Below are 17,613 nucleotides of genomic sequence, written 5' to 3' on the forward strand. Positions count from 1 at the left end.
CCCCCCGCTCAGGTCTTAGTCAGATAGGCGTGCTCAGCACGCATGACTAAACTCGACTCTTCCACTCGGCTTGACTCATTAGGTTTGCGCACACTTTTGGCTTAACCAGAGTCTTGAATGCGCCCCCACAACAACTAGAGACATTTTAATGACTGACGCTCCGCCTACTCTGCTGCAGAAGCTCAAACGCACCAGCCTGGTGACCCAGATTGTCATTGGCCTGATCGCCGGCATTCTAGTGGCCTGGCTTTTCCCTGCTGCGGCACTTTCAGTGGCCTTTATCGGCAAAGTGTTTGTCAGCGCCTTGAAAGCCGTTGCACCGATTCTGGTGTTTGTGTTGGTCATGGCTTCCATTGCCAACCACAAACACGGGCAAGAAACTCACATCCGCCCGATCCTGGTGCTGTATTTGTTCGGCACCTTTGCCGCCGCCGTCGTGGCGGTAATCGCCAGTATGGCGTTCCCTTCAAGCCTGGTATTGGTCACTGAAAACATCGCCGTGTCCGCGCCCGGCGGCATCAGCGAAGTCCTGCAAAGCCTGGTGCTGAGCGTGGTCGACAACCCGGTCAGCGCGCTGATGAACGCTAACTTCATTGGCATCCTGGCGTGGGCCATCGGCATCGGCATTGCGATCCGCCATGCAGGCGACACCACCCGCACCGTACTGGGCGACTTATCGAACGGCATCACCTTGATTGTGCGCGTGGTCATTCGCTTTGCTCCGCTGGGCATCTTCGGCCTGGTTGCCTCGACACTGGCAACTTCGGGCTTTGGCGCCCTGTTGGGCTACCTGCACCTGCTCACAGTGCTGATTGGCTGCATGCTGTTCGTCGCGCTGGTGATCAACCCACTGATTGTGTTCTGGAAGCTGCGTCGAAACCCATACCCGCTGGTGTTCCTGTGCTTGCGTGAAAGCGGGATTACCGCGTTTTTCACCCGCAGCTCTGCAGCCAACATTCCGGTAAACATGGCGTTGAGCGAGCGTTTGGGCTTGCATGAAGACACGTACTCTGTGTCGATCCCGCTGGGTGCAACCATCAACATGGCGGGTGCTGCAATCACCATCACCGTCTTGAGCCTGGCAGCCGTTCACACGCTGGGCATTCAAGTTGACCTGCCAACCGCTATTTTGCTCAGCGTGGTGGCAGCCGTGTGCGCCTGTGGCGCATCGGGTGTTGCCGGCGGTTCACTGCTGTTGATCCCGCTAGCGTGCAGCCTGTTTGGGATCCCGAGCGAAATTGCGATGCAAGTTGTGGCTGTGGGTTTCATCATCGGCATCCTGCAGGATTCGGCCGAAACCGCGCTCAACTCCTCCACCGACGTGCTGTTCACTGCTGCGGCCTGCCTGGCCAAGGAAGACCAAGCACCCACCCAACAAGGCTAAGCCTTGGCAGATTCAGGAGCGCCCGGGCGGGCGGCTCCTGAAGCTGTAATCTGCCGCGCTATAACGCGCAGCCAATCAACCCAATCAGAACGCGCCCATGTAGTCGCGCTTGCCGATTTCAACGCCGTTGTGGCGCAGAATGGCGTAAGCGGTGGTCACGTGGAAGAAGAACTGCGGCAGACCGTAGGTCAACAGGTAAGCCTGGCCAGTGAAGCGTTTTTCTTTCGGGGTGCCTTCACGGGTGATGATTTCGATGCCTTCCTTACCATCGATTTGCTCAGGCTTGATCGCATCGAGATGGGCCAGAACCTTGGTGATCAGCGCCTGCAAGTCAGCAAAAGTGACTTCGCTGTCTTCGTATTTTGGCACTTCGATTTCAGCCAGACGGCTCGAAACACCCTTGGCAAAATCAACGGCGATTTGCACCTGACGTACCAACGAGAACATGTCCGGCGCCAAACGCGCTTGCAGGAATACGCTCGGGTCAATGTTCTTGGCGCTCGCGTGGGCTTCGGCTTTGCTCAGGACTCCACTCAGGGCGGTGAGCATTTGCTTGAAGACAGGAATGGAAGCAGCGTACAGAGAGATAGTCATGAAAGTCTCGACAGTCTGTGGGCAGGAAGTTGATACGCGCAGATTATAGGCATACAGCGCGCACGAAGCGGCTTGTCTTTTAACAACAGATGAGCCCAGCGTCTGTTCCCGTTTGATTGCAGAGTTTGAGAAGGGAACAACCATCCCTTCGCTCTGCGCCTTGCCTGGCTAGATTTGACCCAGCGACGCGGCTTGCAATGAAACGGGAACAGACCCTAGGCTAGCCACCTATACAACGCACAAGGAAAGCGTGATGAGCACTGAACACGATACCGACACAGGACCTCAGCTCAACAGCACCGAGATCCGTATCCTCGGTTCCTTGATCGAGAAGCAAGCCACCCACCCTGAAACCTATCCACTGACCCTTAATGCACTGGTGCTGGCCTGCAATCAGAAGACCAGCCGCGAGCCAGTCATGAGCCTCACCCAAGGTCAAGTCGGCCAAAGCCTGCGTGCCCTCGAAGGCCGTGGCTTTACCCGACTGGTCATGGGCAGTCGCGCTGATCGCTGGGAACATAAGGTCGACAAGGCACTGGAGTTGGTGCCTGCACAGGTGGTGCTGCTGGGGTTGTTGTTTCTGCGTGGTCCACAAACCTTGAGCGAGCTGCTGACCCGCAGCAGCCGCATGCATGACTTTGAAGACACGGAGCAAGTCCGGCATCAGCTCGAACGCCTGATTGCGCGCGATTTGGCGCTGCTGATACCGCGTCAGTCAGGCCAGCGTGAAGATCGCTACACCCACGCGCTGGGCGACCCGGCAGACCTCGATGCAATCATGGCAGCCCGCCAGCAACCAACCGAACGCAACAGCGCGTCCGGGGTGTCGCTGGAACGCTTTGAAGCGCTGGAGGCGCGTATCGCAGCCCTCGAGGCCCGCCTGGCAGAACTCGAATAAACGCTGGGCAGGGCGAACTCCATCGCCCTGCCCGCCACTCAACTGCGCGCAAACGCCACCGCAGACTGGAACTGCTCAGGGGTCGGGCGAACTCCGGTGTACAACACAAATTGCTCCAGCGCCTGAATCGCAATGACTTCCAGACCGGTGATCACCCGCTTGCCTTGTGCACGACCGCGAATGATCAGTGGGGTTTCGACCGGAATCGCCACCACATCGAAGAGAATCTCGGCCTGATCGATCGCCGCTTCTGAAAACGCCAGGTCATCCGCCTCTGCCCCGCCCGTCATACCCACCGGCGTTACGTTAATCAGCATCTGCGGCCTGTGTTGGCCCAACTCTGCTTGCCATTGATAGCCACAGTTTTGAGCCAGTGCCGAGCCTGTCACCTGATTGCGCGCCACGATCAGGCCGTTGCGATAACCGCCATCACGCAAGGCCGATGCAACCGCCTTGGCCATACCGCCACTGCCGAGCACGGCAAATGTCGTGTCCAGAGCCACGTTGTGATCGCGCAGCAATTGCGCGATGGCGATGTAGTCAGTGTTGTAAGCCTTGAGGTGGCCGTCGGTGTTGACAATGGTGTTGATCGACGCAATGGCCTGAGCCGAAGTGTCTAGCTCATCGACCAATGCCATGCAGGCTTCTTTAAAGGGCATCGACACCCCGCAACCGCGAATCCCCAGAGCCCGAATGCCGGTCACCGCCCCTGCAAGGTCCTTGCTGGTGCAGGCTTTGTAGTAAAAGTTCAGGCCCAGTTGTTCGTACAGATGATTATGAAAACGCAGTCCGAAATTTCCGGGTCTGCCTGACAACGAGATACACAGGCGGGTGTCTTTGTTCGGATTCATTTGCATATTCATCTCCTCGCAATGTGCTTTTAGATAAACGGCTCAAGCCGCCAAGGTTGTTTTGCTGGATCATAGCCTGAGTGGGTCTGCTGAAACGTGTCAGCGGCCGCAAGACCTTACACAAACTTTACCGAAACACTTTGCAATTTTTTCGAAAACGACTGTCTTAGTGTTATCCCCGCTATTTATGTGGCCTGGTGCAGGCCAAGACGTGGGGTTGAAATCAGAGGATTCCCATGATGCTTACCTTCCCCAAAGTTGCTTTGCTTATCGGCGCCCTGGCAGTCGCTGGCCAGGCATCCGCACATGGTGGCGGTTGGGGTGCTGGCCCGGCGATATTAGGCGCAGTGGTCGGTGCTACGGTTGTTGGTTCGATCGTTGCCAACCAACAGCGACCGGTTTACGTTCAACAGCCCGTTTATGTGCAGCCACAACCGGTTTATGTACAAGCACCACCGGTGTACTACCAGCCGCAGCCGGTGTACGTGCAGCCGCACCCCGTTTATGCACCCGCCTATTACGGCCGGCCGCACCCTGAGTATTACGGCCCGCCACGCGGTTACTACGGCCCGCCGCGCTGGTAAACACCCCCATGCTTCACCGGCAGGCTTGTACAGCTGCCGGCAGGTCTGATTATTAAAGGTTGCGAATGTCACGGCCGATGCACAGTATTGACTCAAACGACGGCATCACCCATGCACGAACATTTGATGCTCTCATCGTCACCATTTGCACTGTATAAAAATAAGGACGACCTGTATGCCGACACAAAACCCGCACCGCACTGCAGGACTGTGCACATCGAGCAAGGTGTACAACACGCTGACCGAACTCAAGCAGCTCGAAGGTCACCGCACAGCCAAGCTCGTCTCGCTCTTGGCCCAGCACCTCGTCAACGAGGGCCTTTTGAGCGACCAGCAAGTGATGCACATGCTCGATCAAGTCGTCGATTAAGCAGTGCACAAATAGCCTCATCTGCATCAATGGCGACTATTAAGCGTAATGATTTTTTGCGCTGTGGCTCAGGCCGTAAGGTGTCCACATTGTTTGCAGGAGGTTCCTATGCCCAAGGTCCATATCATGTCTGTTATCGGCAGCGCAGTTCCCGCACCGCTTCGCGCGGACGGCCTGTTGGCGTGCTGGTACGTGGTCAATGACGGCGTTCCCGTCAGCGGCCCTTTTACTTCACGCGCCGCAGCCCAACTCAGAGCCACCAGCGAAACAGATAAAACAACGCCACACTTAACACGACACTGAGCAAGACATTGCGGGTCCAGAGCATCAACCCTACGGCACACAAACCCGCCAGCAAGTAGGGGTTGGCCAGACTCAAATCGAGTGTGTGATCCTTGATAAAAAGGATCGGCCCGCAAATCGCAGTCAACATGCCCGGCACCGCAAACCCCAGAAACTCCCGTACCCCACGATTCAGGCGAATCGGCAAGCGCGGCTCCAGAAACAGGTAGCGGTTGAAAAACAGAATCAGCGTCATCCCGCTGATAATCAGCCATATCATCATGCGAAATACGCTCCCACTCGCTTGCAAAGATACCCGGCCGCCATGCCGGCCAGCCCGGCCAGCACAATCGCCGACTCCCACTGCCACTCACTGAACAGCGCCACGCTCAACAGCGAAACGGCTACGCAGATCACAGTTGGCACATCGCGCACGATCGGCGTGATAAGGGCAATGAACGTCGCGGCAATCGAAAATTCCAGCCCCAATTGATCCAGCCCCGGAATACTCTTTCCGACAATGACCCCCACGCACGTAAACAGGTTCCAGCCCACATACATGCACAAACCAACGCCCAGCGCGTACCACCGATTGAAAGTCTGGCGATCAAACGGGCTCACCAGCGCAAAAAACTCATCCGTGAGCAAAAAGCCAAGCCCCATGCGCCACTTAGGCTCCAGGGGCGATACCAGCGGTCGCAAATGCATCGCATAGAGCAAGTGCTGCGAGGTGAGCAGCAAGGTCGTCAGCAAAATAGACAGCGCACTGGCGCCGCCCTTGATCATGCCAATGGCCACTAGCTGGGCTGCACCGGCAAACACAAACAACGACAAACCTTGGCTTTGCAGCGGGGTCAACTGAGCATCAATCGCTGTCGATCCGGCCAGCACCCCCCAGGGCGCGCACGCCAGCGTCAGTGGCAGGCAAGCAATCGCGCCGCGTACAAACGCGACGCGAGGAATCGAAGTAGACATCAAAAAATATCCCGGCAGTCAACAGCGACAAAGAGTCGCAACTTGATCGGGAAATGTCTTGAACGATCTTGCTCTTCTCCCGGTCGCAACTATTAGCCGCCCTGTTGAGCGACTCGTCGGGTTTGACGGAGCACCGATCGTGGTCTTTAGTCAGCCCCAGAATTCATTCGTTTTAGCCCATCCACAGCCAACACGAGGAACGATCATGAAAGATCTGAAATCCGCCAAGGAAAGCAGAAAGGCCGATCTGCGGACACCTTCGGCGCTGAGCGAAGAAGCTTGCAACAACATTGCGGCAGAAGTGAATGCACTGCTGGCAGACACATTTGCCATTTACATCAAAACCAAGAACTTCCACTGGCACATGTCCGGTCCGCACTTCCGCGACTTCCACCTGCTGCTGGACGAACAATCCGATCAGATTTTTGCCACCACCGATGCGATTGCCGAACGCGTACGCAAGCTGGGGCGCACCACCATTCGTTCGATCGGCCACATCAAGAAGCTGCAGCGCCTGCTGGACAACGATGCTGACTTCGTGACGCCGGAGGACATGCTGGCAGAGCTGCGAGAAGACAACATCCAGCTGGCGGCCTACATGCGCACCACCCACGACATGTGCTCTGAACTGGGCGACGTAGCGACCACCAGCCTTCTGGAAAACTGGATCGACGAAGCCGAACGTCGCGTCTGGTTCCTGTTTGAGTCCTCGCGCACCAAATAGTCACATGTCGCGCTTGACACACAAAAGCAAGCTCCCACACATGAATTTTTTTTCACCCTCATAACAGACAGCGACTTGTATATTGGCCGCGCTCATTCAATGAACCCTTTGCCCGCACTCTCCCCCGCGGGCTTTTTTTCGCCCATCAAACGCCTTGCTTGAACACCAGGGCTTTCAAACCGCACTCAGCATCAGCGTCCGGGAACTCCGGCGGGTTATCCAATCGCCGCTCAAAACGCAGGCTGGGGGCATCCAGGGTGACGCCGTCAATCAGAAAATCCGCCCCCAATGACGGATCATTCATGCACGCCAATACCGTGCCGTTCTCACTGAGCAGCTCAGGCAAGCGGCGTACCACACGCTGGTAATCCTTGGTCAGCAAAAAACTGCCCTTCTGGAAGGAAGGCGGATCAATGATGACCAGATCGTAAGGCCCCATGCTTTTGACCTTACCCCATGACTTGAACAAGTCGTGCCCCAGAAAGCTCACCTTGCTCATGTCATGCCCGTTCAGCCGGTGGTTATCGCGGCCGCGACTCAACGCCGCCCGTGACATGTCGAGGTTGACCACGTGCTCGGCTGCGCCCTCAATGGCGGCGACCGAAAAGCCGCACGTGTAGGCAAACAGATTCAACACCCGCTTGCCCTCGGCATTGGCCCGCACCCAGTCGCGGCCGTAACGCATGTCGAGGAACAGGCCGTTGTTCTGCTTGCGGCCCAAGTCCACCCGATAGCGCAAGCCACCCTCGGTGAGGGTCCACTCATCAATCACCTCACCCACCAGCCATTCAGTATCACTTTGCAATGTATAGCGATGCTGCAGCACCAGTGTGTGCGCTCCACTGGCTTGCCACACGGGCGACTGGGCGAGATCGAGCAGCAGGTGCTTCAGCGCATCCAGTTGCGCAGGCTCAGGCTCTTTGAATAACGAAACCAGGACCACACCCTGCAGCCAGTCCACTGTTAACTGCTCCAAGCCCGGCCAACAGCGCCCGCGCCCATGAAAAATACGCCGGGTTTCACTGGGCGCAGTCTCCAGGGCCGTTAATAAGTGCAGATGCAGGGTGGTTAACGCTTCAGGGGTCATCGGGCTGGCCGGTCAATTTCAAGGGCCGGCATTTTACACAATTGCAGGGACGCATCTAGCCAACGCGCAACACCGTCCTGACCGAGGCAAAGCAATCCAATCGAAGAGCACACCTGCAACGTCAATAATTATCGTTTTACAATCATTTATTATCGAACTACGATGCTGGCACTGCTTAGATCTACCCGCAAGAGCTGCGCAGTGTCCGGACATTTATATCGATAACTACAACTCAAAAGGATTGTTCGATGAAAACTGATCTCTTGGCCAACCGCAGCCGGGTCCTGGCAACAGCCACATTGGTATTAGTCGCCAGCATGCTGCTGAGCAATATCGCTTACTGGATTTTCCCTACTGCCATCGGTAAGTACATAGGCGGCTTCAGCTTGAGCGCCCTGACTGAAACACTGCAGGCAGACATCCTTCTCATGCCTTGGTGGCAGGCGTCTGGCGCAATCATTCTGTCCAGCATCCCCCTGCTGATCCTGGCTAAGGGCTTGCTGGCGTTGCGTGGGTTGTTTCTGGCCTACAGCAAAGGAGAATATTTCTCTTCGGAGTCGGCTGAACTGCTGGGCAAAGTCGGTAAAAGCGTGACGTTATGGGTGCTGGCCAGCCTGATACTGACACCCGTCATGAGTGTCTGGATCACTTTGACCCGCCCTGTTGGCGAACGGTTATTTACGCTGAGCATTGATCCGTCACATATTGTTGCCTTATTTCTCTCTGCCTCTCTTATGATCATCGCCCGCAGCTTGTACAACGCTTGCTCGTTGGCACGAGAGAATCAGCAATTTGTTTAAGAGGGCAAGATGCCGATAGATATAAAGCTGGACGTCATGCTGGCTACCCGCAAGATCAAGTCCAAAGACCTCGCGCAAATCATCGGGATTACAGAGCAAAACCTTTCACTGCTCAAGCAAGGAAAGGTCAAAGGTATAAGGCTCGCCACTCTGGAAGCCATTTGCATCGCGCTGGATTGTCAGCCAGGGGACTTGCTGCACTATCGACCGGAGTCCTAAACCGTCCTCGCAACCGCCTGTCAACTGCCATAGCGCCCTTGAGGTAGAAACCTCAAGGGCGCTTTGCTTTGTACATCACATGCAGCCTTAAACCCTCAAGTCTGTTCAGCCAGCGAACAGCATGGCGCTGCTAGGCTCGTGCGATGCACGCTGCATGGACAGGGGAACCCGTAAGGCCCAGGTCTATAAGGCTAAAAACCGCTGATCACCCATAGCGCGAAATATCTCTGCTAAACCCCTGCTAAATCAGGCATTTTTGACGTTATTAATCCATACTCAAAAAATGTAACGCTATATGTATGCGAACGGTTACAGCTCGGCATTCCCTAACCACCATTGAGTCAACCTGCGTGAAAATTCATCTTTCGATTTTGAGCCTATTTTTAGTTCTCACAGGCACCGCCGCTCCCTCAATCGCCGCAGCGACTGAAAGCACTTCGTCCCCACGGGACAGCTCTAAATTGCACATTGCCTCGGGCAGTGCACTGTTGATCGACCTGCAAACCAATAAAGTCATTTACGCCAGCAACCCGGACGTGATCGTTCCTATCGCCTCGGTTTCCAAGCTGATGACCGCGATGGTGGTACTGGACGCCAAGCAATCGATGGACGAGTACATCTCGGTCAACATCAGCGACACCCCTGAAATGAAAGGCGTGTTTTCACGCGTAAAACTCGGCAGCGAGCTGTCGCGCCACGAAATGATGCTGATCACCCTCATGTCATCGGAAAACCGTGCAGCAGCCAGCCTGGCGCACCACTACCCGGGCGGCTATGTAAAGTTTATTGCGGCCATGAATGCCAAGGCCAAGAGCCTGGGCATGATGAATACCCATTATGTTGAGCCGACCGGCCTGTCGCCTCGCAACGTCTCCACCGCACGCGACTTGAGCAAACTGCTGGCCGCAGCACGTCACTACCCCATGCTCAGCCAGTTGAGCACCACCAAAGAGAAATCCGTTACGTTCCGCAAACCCAACTACACACTGGGCTTCCATAACACCGACCACTTGATCAACAAAGACAAGTGGAACATCAAGATCACCAAAACCGGCTTCACCAATCAGGCCGGCCACTGCCTGGTACTGGTGACCGAAATGGGCAATCGCCCTGTGTCGCTGGTCATTCTTGATGCGTTTGGCAAATACACCCACTTTGCCGATGCCGGACGGATTCGCAACTGGGTTGAAACCGGCAAGACCACGAGCGTGCCTGACGTAGCCATGCGCTACAAAGCGGACAAAAACCTGCAACACCGCCAGGGCAATGCAGCTCAGGCCGCAAAGTAATCCTGGTGGACCAGGCCCGGCATCCCGGGCCTGGTTTGACGTATCTCAAGTGTTTGTTTATGCCTGCGCATGGCCCGGTCAGCAGCGTGACGCTGAGCTGTAATCGGGATGTGCTGTATTGGCTGCTATTGAGCCCTGAGCGTGCCAGCACCCCGTAATAACGGGCGAAAAAAAGCAGGCACTTGCCCCGGGGAGAGAGTCGGAAGCAAATGCCTGCGTGCTGCTCGTTAACGCTTGGGTGCAGGCTTAGGCGTTTTTTTGATGGTTTCGACGGTGGTTTCTTTCGGACGACGCTTGGCCTCATCCAACGAAATAAACAGACCTGTCCCTGAATCACGTGCGCGTTTGTTCTTCATCTCAAGTTCCCGTAAAGACCTTCCAATGAGGTCGGTCCCAGCAGGCTAGTCGAAGTCAGGCACTCTCTAGCGCCATAGAAACACGTGCTTGCAGATCAGTTGAAGCAACCCTCTCCCTCTTAACAAGAACCCCGCCTTGAAGACGGGGTTCTTGACTAGCACCGGCTCGGATCAGTTTTGCAGAGCAGGTTGTTGACCCCCATTGATCGGGATACGTTTGGCTTTCGCTTCTTCTGGCACCACCCGCTGCAGGTCGATGCTCAGCAAGCCATTGCTCAAGTTCGCGCCTTTGACCTCGATATGATCGTCGAGGCGGAAGGACAGCTTAAATGCCCGTTGCGCGATGCCCTGATGCAAATAGGTCACACTTGATGCACTTCTCTGTGTACTGCTCTCGGTGTTGTCACCAAAGGTTTCACGTTTGCTACCGCTGACAGTCAACACGCCTTTTTCGACTTGCAAGTCCAGATCTTCCTGAGTGAAACCTGCCGCCGCGATCACGATGCGGTAGCTGTCTTCACCATGCTTCTCGACGTTGTAAGGCGGATAGCTGCTGCCTGGCTCATTGCGCAGTGCGGTTTCAAACAAATCACTAAAACGGTCAAAGCCGACAGAACTACGGAACAGTGGCGCCATGGAAAATGCGTTGCTCATAATTTAGCCTCCTGATTTCAGCGAGAATTTGTCTGCGCGACCCGGTTTCGGCATCGCTTAACCCCTAAATAGGGATCGGCAAAACCATTTCAAGGGTTTTTTTGAATTTTTTTTCAGACGCTTCAGGCAGCATCCGCAGGCAGGTTATTGACCATATGCCGGACCTTCTCGCAGTCGGTCTCACGGCGCATGGCGTTGAACAGCACTACGGCTTCAGGGTAGTTGCGGGTCAGCATCGCCAGCCACTGCTTGAGACGCCCAGGCGCTGAGCGTGGCGTCAGTTGCGCTTCGGCCTGAGCCCAAAAATCGCGAATCATCGGCTGCAAATCGGCCCAGGTCATCTCGACCACTTTTTCGCCCGCACGCGCGGCAGCAATTTGCCGGGCCAGGTCGGGGCGCGAAACCAGCCCGCGACCGAGCATGATGTCTTCTGCCCCGCTGATTTCGCGGCATCGGCGCCAATCTTCAACCGACCAGATATCGCCATTGGCGAACACCGGCACCTTGACCACCTCTTGCACCTGGGCAATGTATTCCCAGTGCGCAGGCGGCTTGTAGCCGTCCATCTTGGTCCGCGCATGCACCACGATCTGACTCGCGCCGCCTTCTGCCAGTGCAATCGCGCACTCATTGGCGCTATCAGGCGTATCAAACCCCAAACGCATCTTGGCAGTGACCGGAATATGCGCAGGCACCGTGCGCCGAACTTGCAGCAAGATCGCGTGCAGCAACTCAGGCTCTTTAAGCAGCACCGCACCGCCTCGGGATTTATTAACGGTCTTGGCCGGGCAGCCAAAGTTGAGGTCAATGACCCCCGAACCCAACTCACAGGCCAACGCCGCGTTATCCGCCAGACAGGCCGGATCGGAGCCCAGCAATTGCACGCGCAACGGCACGCCGGAGCGGGTTTGCGCGCCATGCTTGAGTTCCGGGGCGAATTTGTGGAAGTACGCTTCTGGCAATACTCGCTCGGTGACCCGAATAAATTCGGTCACGCACCAATCAATACCGCCGGTGCGGGTCAGGACATCACGCAGGATGTTGTCGACCAACCCTTCCATCGGCGCCAAAGCAATTTGCATGGGAGGCTCTCATAAAAAACGTGCAGCAGTTTACGGGGTTCTGCGACCAACCGGTATCTTGATCAGGCCGTCACGACCGCCGGGCCGTAGCCCTCCAGGAACTCGGGCGGCAGACGCTTGGGTTTGCCCGTCGATAATTCAATGCAGACGAACGTGGTCTGCGCACGCAGCAAGGTGGTGCCGTCAGCAGGCCGGACCAATTGAAAGTGCCGGGTCATGCGCAGACGCTTGTCGCAATCGACAATCCAGGTCGCAAGTTGCAACTCGTCATCTTCATAAGCGCTGGCCAGGTAATCGATCTCATGACGCGCCACAGCCATTGCCCGATCGAGCCTGCGGTACTCGGTCAAATCCAGCCCAAGGCGCTGCGAGTGGCGCCAGGCACAACGTTCCAGCCAAACCACATAGGCGGCGTTATTGGCATGACCAAAGCCGTCAATGTCTTCGGCCTGCACGAGCAGATCAATGATGAACGGCGTTGCCAGATCCCAACTCATGCCTGTCTCCCTGCACACAAATGAAGCGCGCAGTGTAACGCACCCCATCTGCACAAAGGCAGGATTGGGATGGGGCCAAGAGATAAGGGAGAGGATTTGGCAAACGCCAGACAAACAAAAGGGCCATTCAATAATTGAATGACCCTTAAAAATCCCGCAAAGCGGGTAATCGTGGCGTCCCCTAGGGGACTCGAACCCCTGTTACCGCCGTGAAAGGGCGGTGTCCTAGGCCACTAGACGAAGGGGACACAAACCCTTCTAACAGTGATCAGCGCTGAGTGCTGATCGATTCAATGCCAGTGTGGCCCGGCATTGAACTGTAAATTGGTGGAGCTAAACGGGATCGAACCGTTGACCTCTTGCATGCCATGCAAGCGCTCTCCCAGCTGAGCTATAGCCCCGATTTATCGCCTGGCGGCGGAGCAACACCGAAATGCTGCTTCTGTGAAACTGGCGTCCCCTAGGGGACTCGAACCCCTGTTACCGCCGTGAAAGGGCGGTGTCCTAGGCCACTAGACGAAGGGGACATAAACCTTCTAACTGATCAGCGCTGAGTGCTGATCGATTCAATGCCGGTGTGGCCAAGCATTGAACTGTAAATTTGGTGGAGCTAAACGGGATCGAACCGTTGACCTCTTGCATGCCATGCAAGCGCTCTCCCAGCTGAGCTATAGCCCCAAACAGTCAGTGTTGCGTGTTGCTGTGTGGACGGGGCGCATATTAAGACTGGATCGGTAGGCTGTCAAACTTATTTTCAAAGTTTTTTAAAAAAATCTGTCGAGAGAACAACCACTTACCCTTAAAACCCAGGAAATACGGGTTGTTACCCGCAAAATGTGTAGCCGCTGCCGCAGGCTGCAATGGGCTGCGCAGCGGCTCTGCTGTTCTTAAATAGAAAGCGAAGGTCCTTTGGACCTTATCGCAGCCTGGCGCAGCGACTCCACATAAAAACGAATCAAGCCATCGCGTTAAAGAGCTTTTCCCACTCTTTGTTCTCTTTCTTCGACACGCCGCCCAGCAGGTCGAGTGCCTGACGCAGACGGAAACGGGTCAGGTCCGGCCCCAGAATCTCCATCGCGTCCAATACCGACACCGAGCTGGCCTGGCCCGTGATCGAAGCAAACATCAGCGGCATGGCATCACGTAGTTTCAGCTCAAGCGACTCAACCACCGTCTGAATGCAGGCAGTAATCGGGTCTTTTTCCCACTGACGCAGGCTTTCGAGCTTCCATAGAATCAGTTGCATCAGCTGACGCACTTGCTCGTTGGACAGCTTCTTGTGTTCAAACAGCTTGGCATCCAGTTGCAGTCCGCCCGCGAAGAAGAACCCGGCCAAGGGCGCGATCTGGCTGAACGTTTCAACCCGGCCCTGCACCAGCGGCGCAATCTTCATCATGTAATCAGGGTTCAACGCCCACTGCTGAACACGGCTGGCGAACTCTTCCAGCGGCAGATCACGCAACCATTGGCCATTGAGCCACGACAGCTTCTCGATATCGAAGATGGGCCCGCCCAGCGATACGCGGGACAGGTCAAAGTTATCGACCATTTCTTGCAGCGAAAACTTCTCGCGCTCGTCCGGCATAGACCAGCCCATGCGGCCCAGGTAGTTGAGCATGGCTTCAGGCATGAAGCCCATGCGCTCATAGAACGTCACCGACGTCGGGTTCTTGCGCTTGGACAGTTTGCTCTTGTCCGGGTTACGCAGCAGCGGCATGTAGCACAGCTGCGGCTGTTCCCAGCCAAAGTATTCGTACAGCAGCATCAGTTTTGGCGCCGACGGCAGCCACTCCTCACCACGCAATACATGGGTGATGCCCATCAAATGGTCATCGACCACGTTGGCCAGGAAGTACGTCGGCAGACCGTCGGTCTTCATCAGCACTTGCATGTCCATGCGGTCCCACGGGATCTCAACATCACCACGCAACAGGTCAGGCACCACGCACACGCCTTCGGTCGGCACTTTCATGCGGATCACGTGGGGTTCGCCAGCGGCCAGACGGCGGGCCACTTCTTCCTTGGACAGCAACAAGGCACGGCCGTCGTAACGCGGGGTTTCGCCCCTGGCCATTTGCTCGGCGCGCATCTGGTCCAGCTCTTGCGCGGTGCAGAAGCACGGGAAGGCGTGCCCCATATCAACCAGTTGCTGGGTGTACTGCTTATAGATGTCGCTACGTTCGCTTTGGCGATACGGGCCGTGCGGGCCGCCGACGTCCGGGCCTTCGCTCCAGGTGATCCCCAACCAGCGCAAGGCATCGTAGATCTGCTGCTCGGACTCGCGGGTCGAACGCAGTTGGTCGGTGTCTTCGATCCGCAGGATGAACTCGCCGCCATGCTGCTTGGCAAAGCAGTAGTTGAACAAAGCGATGTAGGCAGTACCTACGTGGGGGTCGCCGGTAGGCGATGGCGCGATGCGCGTGCGAACGGTGGTCATGGGCGGTCTCGAAGTAGAGATAAAACAAAGGGCGAATCTTAACAGGCCGAACCGGCTTGGCTCCAGCGCAGTACGCCGCCAAAGACAGATGACCCGACGCATAGATGAAAAAACCTTAAATAGAGCGGTTGTATCGAATTGATACAGGGAAACCCCTGAGGCAGAAATGCTAATCTCGACCCATTCCCGGTATTCGCTGTCAGGAGACACGCAATGACCCACGTAGTGCTGGTGCTGGTTGAAACCGTTGATGATTATTTGCACCTGCTGGAGCACCAGGGTTACGCGTTGATCCTTGCACCGACCCCCGCCAGCCGCGCCGAAGCCATCGCCCACCACGCTGACCGCATCGATGTCGTACTGACCCGAGGCCCGCTGGGCTTGCGCGCGGATGAAATAGCCGCCCTGCCCTTGCTCAAAATCATCTGTGTGATCGGTGCCGGCTATGAGGCCGTGGATCTGCAAGCCGCCAGCAATCGCGGCATCACCGTCACCAACGGCGCAGGCGCCAATGCCTCCTGCGTGGCCGACCATGCCATGGCCTTGCTGTTTTCAGCGGTACGCGGCATTCCCCAGGCCGACGCGAGCATTCGTCGTAACGAATGGGTCAAAGTGCGCCAACCTTCGCTGACCGGCAAACGCCTGGGCATCATCGGCCTGGGAGCCATCGGCCAGGCTATCGCCAAACGCGCCGCCCACGGCTTTGATATGCACATCAGCTACCACACCCGACAGCCACGCGACGACTCACCCTACACCTACTGCGCCAATGTGCTCGAGCTGGCCAGCGCAGTCGATTTTCTGATCATCGCCGCCCCCGGTGGCAGCGCCACCCACCATTTGGTCAACGCGAGCGTGCTCGACGCGCTGGGTCCTGACGGCTATTTGGTCAATATCGCGCGCGGCAGTGTCGTTGACACTGCCGCCCTGATCGCGGCCCTGACCACCGGCCGGATCGCCGGGGCCGGGCTGGATGTTTTTGAAACCGAGCCTCTGGTACCGGACGCACTCAAAACCCTCGGCAATGTGGTCATGACCCCGCACGTAGCCGGACAATCGCCCGAAGCGGTCGAAGGCACCGTACTACTGGTGGTCAAAAACCTGCTGGCGTTTTTTGCCGAGCAGCCGGTGCTGACTCCCGTGGCGCTACCTGAGCCCGCCTGATTCTTAAACCTGCGGAGCCCACGCTTGAAATTCAGCCTGCCGAAAATTGCCACTGCACCCTTCTGCCCGCCAGAGGTCAGTGGCAGCGTCCCCGTCAACGCAAGCGCCCCCTTCTGGAAGCGCGTGCTGCGTTTTGCCGGCCCCGGCCTGCTGATCAGCATCGGCTACATGGACCCCGGAAACTGGGCCACCGCGATCGAAGCAGGTTCACGTTACGGCTACACCCTGCTATTCGTGGTGTTGCTCGCCAGCCTTGCCGGCATGGCCGTGCAATGCCTGTGCTCACGGCTGGGCATCGCCACCGGCCGTGACCTTGCGCAACTGTGCCGCGAGCGCTACAGCCAGCGCTCGGCGCGGGTGCAATGGTTACTGGCGGAAATCTCGATCATCGCCACCGACCTTGCCGAAGTACTCGGCTGTGCACTGGCCTTTCACCTGCTGCTGGGCTGCTCGATGACCTTCGGCATCGCCCTCACCGCCTTCGACACCCTGCTGATCCTGGCCCTGCAAGGCAAAGGCTTCCGCCGCCTGGAAGCCATCATGCTGGCACTGGTCATGACCATCGCCGCATGCTTCTTTGTCGAACTGGTCTTGATCAAACCGTACTGGCCGGACGTGTTCGAAGGCTTCAAACCTTCATTCGCAGCCATCAGTGACGCGGCACCGCTGTACATCGCGATCGGCATCGTTGGCGCCACCGTCATGCCGCACAACCTGTACCTGCACACCTCCATCGTGCAAACCCGCCTGACTGGCACCGACTACGCCAGCAAACTGGACGCCGTGCGCCTGTCACGCATCGACACCATCGGCTCGCTGGCCCTGGCCTTGCTGGTCAACGCGGCCATCCTGATCCTCGCGGCGGCCGCCTTCCACCAGACCGGCCACTCCGACGTTATCGAAATACAAGACGCCTACCGCATGCTCGACCCTCTGGTTGGCGGCGCTATGGCCAGCATCCTGTTTGGCGTCGCATTACTGGCCTCGGGGCAAAGCTCGACTTTCACCGGCACCATTGCCGGGCAAGTGATCATGGAAGGCTACCTGGACCTGCGAATCCCATGCTGGCAACGCCGCCTCATCACCCGGGGGCTGGCCTTGATCCCGGCGTTTCTCGGTGTGTGGCTGATGGGCGACGACGCGGTAGGCAAACTGCTGATCCTCAGCCAAGTGGTACTGAGCCTGCAATTACCGTTTGCCCTCTACCCGCTGATCCGCATGACCAGCGACAAAAAACTCATGGGCCCCTTTGCCAACCGCCTGCCAACCCGGCTGCTGGCGTGGTTTCTGTTTGCAGTGATCAGCGGGGCGAATGTGTGGTTGATTGTGCAAATCGGCTTGGGCGATTAACCCACAACGCCTTGTA

General features: G+C 56.9%; 21 protein-coding genes and 4 tRNA genes. 11 read left to right on the forward strand and 14 right to left on the reverse strand.

What is annotated here, in order from left to right; genetic code table 11:
• Positions 1-148 precede the first annotated feature (148 nt).
• On the forward strand, positions 149-1,384 hold the full coding sequence (sstT, locus tag ACIQYF_RS06230) for a serine/threonine transporter SstT (RefSeq protein ID WP_402858171.1): 1,236 nt from the start codon (positions 149-151) through the stop codon (positions 1,382-1,384).
• 84 nt (positions 1,385-1,468) lie between these two features.
• On the opposite strand, the gene ACIQYF_RS06235 is transcribed toward sstT, so the two are convergent.
• Complete coding sequence (locus ACIQYF_RS06235) at positions 1,469-1,978, reverse strand: DUF1993 family protein (RefSeq protein ID WP_402858174.1); 510 nt, start codon at positions 1,976-1,978, stop codon at positions 1,469-1,471.
• A gap of 253 nt (positions 1,979-2,231) precedes the next feature.
• Between ACIQYF_RS06235 and ACIQYF_RS06240 the strand changes: the two genes are divergently transcribed.
• Positions 2,232-2,876, forward strand: a complete 645-nt coding sequence (locus ACIQYF_RS06240) for a YceH family protein (protein ID WP_402858177.1) — start codon at positions 2,232-2,234, stop codon at positions 2,874-2,876.
• Between the two features lie 38 nt (positions 2,877-2,914).
• On the opposite strand, the gene ACIQYF_RS06245 is transcribed toward ACIQYF_RS06240, so the two are convergent.
• Positions 2,915-3,733 carry a shikimate 5-dehydrogenase gene (locus tag ACIQYF_RS06245; RefSeq protein WP_402858180.1) on the reverse strand — a complete coding sequence of 273 codons (819 nt, stop codon included), beginning with the start codon at positions 3,731-3,733 and terminating at the stop codon, positions 2,915-2,917.
• A 230-nt stretch (positions 3,734-3,963) separates the two neighbouring features.
• Between ACIQYF_RS06245 and ACIQYF_RS06250 the strand changes: the two genes are divergently transcribed.
• From ACIQYF_RS06250 to ACIQYF_RS06260, 3 genes are all read left to right on the forward strand, one after another.
• On the forward strand, positions 3,964-4,311 hold the full coding sequence (locus tag ACIQYF_RS06250) for a hypothetical protein (protein WP_402858183.1): 348 nt from the start codon (positions 3,964-3,966) through the stop codon (positions 4,309-4,311).
• A gap of 175 nt (positions 4,312-4,486) precedes the next feature.
• A complete protein-coding gene (locus ACIQYF_RS06255; protein ID WP_402858186.1) occupies positions 4,487-4,681 on the forward strand; it encodes a hypothetical protein in 195 nt (64 codons plus the stop codon).
• Between the two features lie 108 nt (positions 4,682-4,789).
• A complete protein-coding gene (locus tag ACIQYF_RS06260) occupies positions 4,790-4,984 on the forward strand; it encodes a hypothetical protein (protein WP_402858189.1) in 195 nt (64 codons plus the stop codon).
• On the opposite strand, the gene ACIQYF_RS06265 is transcribed toward ACIQYF_RS06260, so the two are convergent.
• Together ACIQYF_RS06265 and ACIQYF_RS06270 are read right to left on the reverse strand one after the other, a co-directional pair.
• On the reverse strand, positions 4,932-5,243 hold the full coding sequence (locus tag ACIQYF_RS06265; protein WP_402858752.1) for an AzlD domain-containing protein: 312 nt from the start codon (positions 5,241-5,243) through the stop codon (positions 4,932-4,934). The two genes, ACIQYF_RS06260 and ACIQYF_RS06265, sit on opposite strands and share 53 nt — an antisense overlap.
• A complete protein-coding gene (locus ACIQYF_RS06270) occupies positions 5,243-5,938 on the reverse strand; it encodes an AzlC family ABC transporter permease (protein ID WP_402858192.1) in 696 nt (231 codons plus the stop codon). Before ACIQYF_RS06270 ends, ACIQYF_RS06265 begins: the two co-directional genes overlap by 1 nt.
• A 205-nt stretch (positions 5,939-6,143) precedes the next feature.
• On the opposite strand from ACIQYF_RS06270, the gene ACIQYF_RS06275 reads away from it, so the two are divergent.
• Positions 6,144-6,662, forward strand: a complete 519-nt coding sequence (locus tag ACIQYF_RS06275; RefSeq protein WP_402858195.1) for a Dps family protein — start codon at positions 6,144-6,146, stop codon at positions 6,660-6,662.
• 145 nt (positions 6,663-6,807) lie between these two features.
• Here ACIQYF_RS06275 and ACIQYF_RS06280 read toward each other — a convergent pair whose 3' ends face one another.
• The gene (locus tag ACIQYF_RS06280; protein ID WP_402858198.1) at positions 6,808-7,749 is read right to left on the reverse strand and encodes a class I SAM-dependent methyltransferase; all 942 of its coding nucleotides are present in this window, start codon (positions 7,747-7,749) and stop codon (positions 6,808-6,810) included.
• 248 nt (positions 7,750-7,997) lie between these two features.
• On the opposite strand from ACIQYF_RS06280, the gene ACIQYF_RS06285 reads away from it, so the two are divergent.
• The 3 genes from ACIQYF_RS06285 to pbpG all read left to right on the forward strand — a co-directional run bounded on the left by ACIQYF_RS06285 (position 7,998) and on the right by pbpG (position 10,057).
• Positions 7,998-8,549, forward strand: a complete 552-nt coding sequence (locus ACIQYF_RS06285) for a DUF2975 domain-containing protein (RefSeq protein WP_402858201.1) — start codon at positions 7,998-8,000, stop codon at positions 8,547-8,549.
• A 9-nt stretch (positions 8,550-8,558) separates the two neighbouring features.
• On the forward strand, positions 8,559-8,768 hold the full coding sequence (locus ACIQYF_RS06290; RefSeq protein ID WP_402858204.1) for a helix-turn-helix domain-containing protein: 210 nt from the start codon (positions 8,559-8,561) through the stop codon (positions 8,766-8,768).
• A 350-nt stretch (positions 8,769-9,118) separates the two neighbouring features.
• Positions 9,119-10,057 (forward strand): D-alanyl-D-alanine endopeptidase, encoded by a 939-nt coding sequence (gene pbpG, locus ACIQYF_RS06295; RefSeq protein ID WP_402858207.1) that lies wholly within the window; start codon positions 9,119-9,121, stop codon positions 10,055-10,057.
• Positions 10,058-10,284: 227 nt separating this feature from the next.
• Here the strand turns inward: pbpG and ACIQYF_RS06300 are convergent, their stop codons facing one another.
• The 9 genes from ACIQYF_RS06300 to gltX form a co-directional block, all read right to left on the reverse strand.
• Entirely contained in the window at positions 10,285-10,413 is a 129-nt protein-coding gene (locus ACIQYF_RS06300; protein WP_402858210.1) for a hypothetical protein, read from the reverse strand.
• 171 nt (positions 10,414-10,584) lie between these two features.
• Complete coding sequence (locus ACIQYF_RS06305; protein WP_402858213.1) at positions 10,585-11,067, reverse strand: Hsp20 family protein; 483 nt, start codon at positions 11,065-11,067, stop codon at positions 10,585-10,587.
• A gap of 122 nt (positions 11,068-11,189) precedes the next feature.
• Entirely contained in the window at positions 11,190-12,149 is a 960-nt protein-coding gene (locus ACIQYF_RS06310; protein WP_402858215.1) for a tRNA dihydrouridine synthase, read from the reverse strand.
• Positions 12,150-12,211: 62 nt separating this feature from the next.
• Positions 12,212-12,646, reverse strand: a complete 435-nt coding sequence (locus tag ACIQYF_RS06315) for an acyl-CoA thioesterase (RefSeq protein WP_402858217.1) — start codon at positions 12,644-12,646, stop codon at positions 12,212-12,214.
• 172 nt (positions 12,647-12,818) lie between these two features.
• Positions 12,819-12,894: transfer RNA gene (locus ACIQYF_RS06320), tRNA-Glu, on the reverse strand.
• 77 nt (positions 12,895-12,971) lie between these two features.
• Positions 12,972-13,047 (reverse strand) — tRNA-Ala (locus ACIQYF_RS06325).
• A 50-nt stretch (positions 13,048-13,097) separates the two neighbouring features.
• Positions 13,098-13,173, reverse strand: a tRNA-Glu gene (locus ACIQYF_RS06330).
• A gap of 75 nt (positions 13,174-13,248) precedes the next feature.
• Positions 13,249-13,324 (reverse strand) — tRNA-Ala (locus ACIQYF_RS06335).
• A 277-nt stretch (positions 13,325-13,601) separates the two neighbouring features.
• Entirely contained in the window at positions 13,602-15,083 is a 1,482-nt protein-coding gene (gene gltX, locus ACIQYF_RS06340) for a glutamate--tRNA ligase (protein WP_402858219.1), read from the reverse strand.
• Between the two features lie 213 nt (positions 15,084-15,296).
• Here gltX and ACIQYF_RS06345 point away from each other — a divergent pair, with 213 nt between their 5' ends.
• Entirely contained in the window at positions 15,297-16,247 is a 951-nt protein-coding gene (locus ACIQYF_RS06345) for a 2-hydroxyacid dehydrogenase (RefSeq protein ID WP_402858221.1), read from the forward strand.
• Positions 16,248-16,271: 24 nt separating this feature from the next.
• Positions 16,272-17,597, forward strand: coding sequence for an Nramp family divalent metal transporter (locus tag ACIQYF_RS06350; protein ID WP_402858223.1), 1,326 nt, complete (start codon positions 16,272-16,274; stop codon positions 17,595-17,597).
• The last annotated feature ends 16 nt before the right edge of the window (positions 17,598-17,613 follow it).

Origin of the sequence: Pseudomonas sp. NPDC096917 (assembly GCF_044762555.1) — a bacterium.
Lineage (GTDB): Bacteria > Pseudomonadota > Gammaproteobacteria > Pseudomonadales > Pseudomonadaceae > Aquipseudomonas.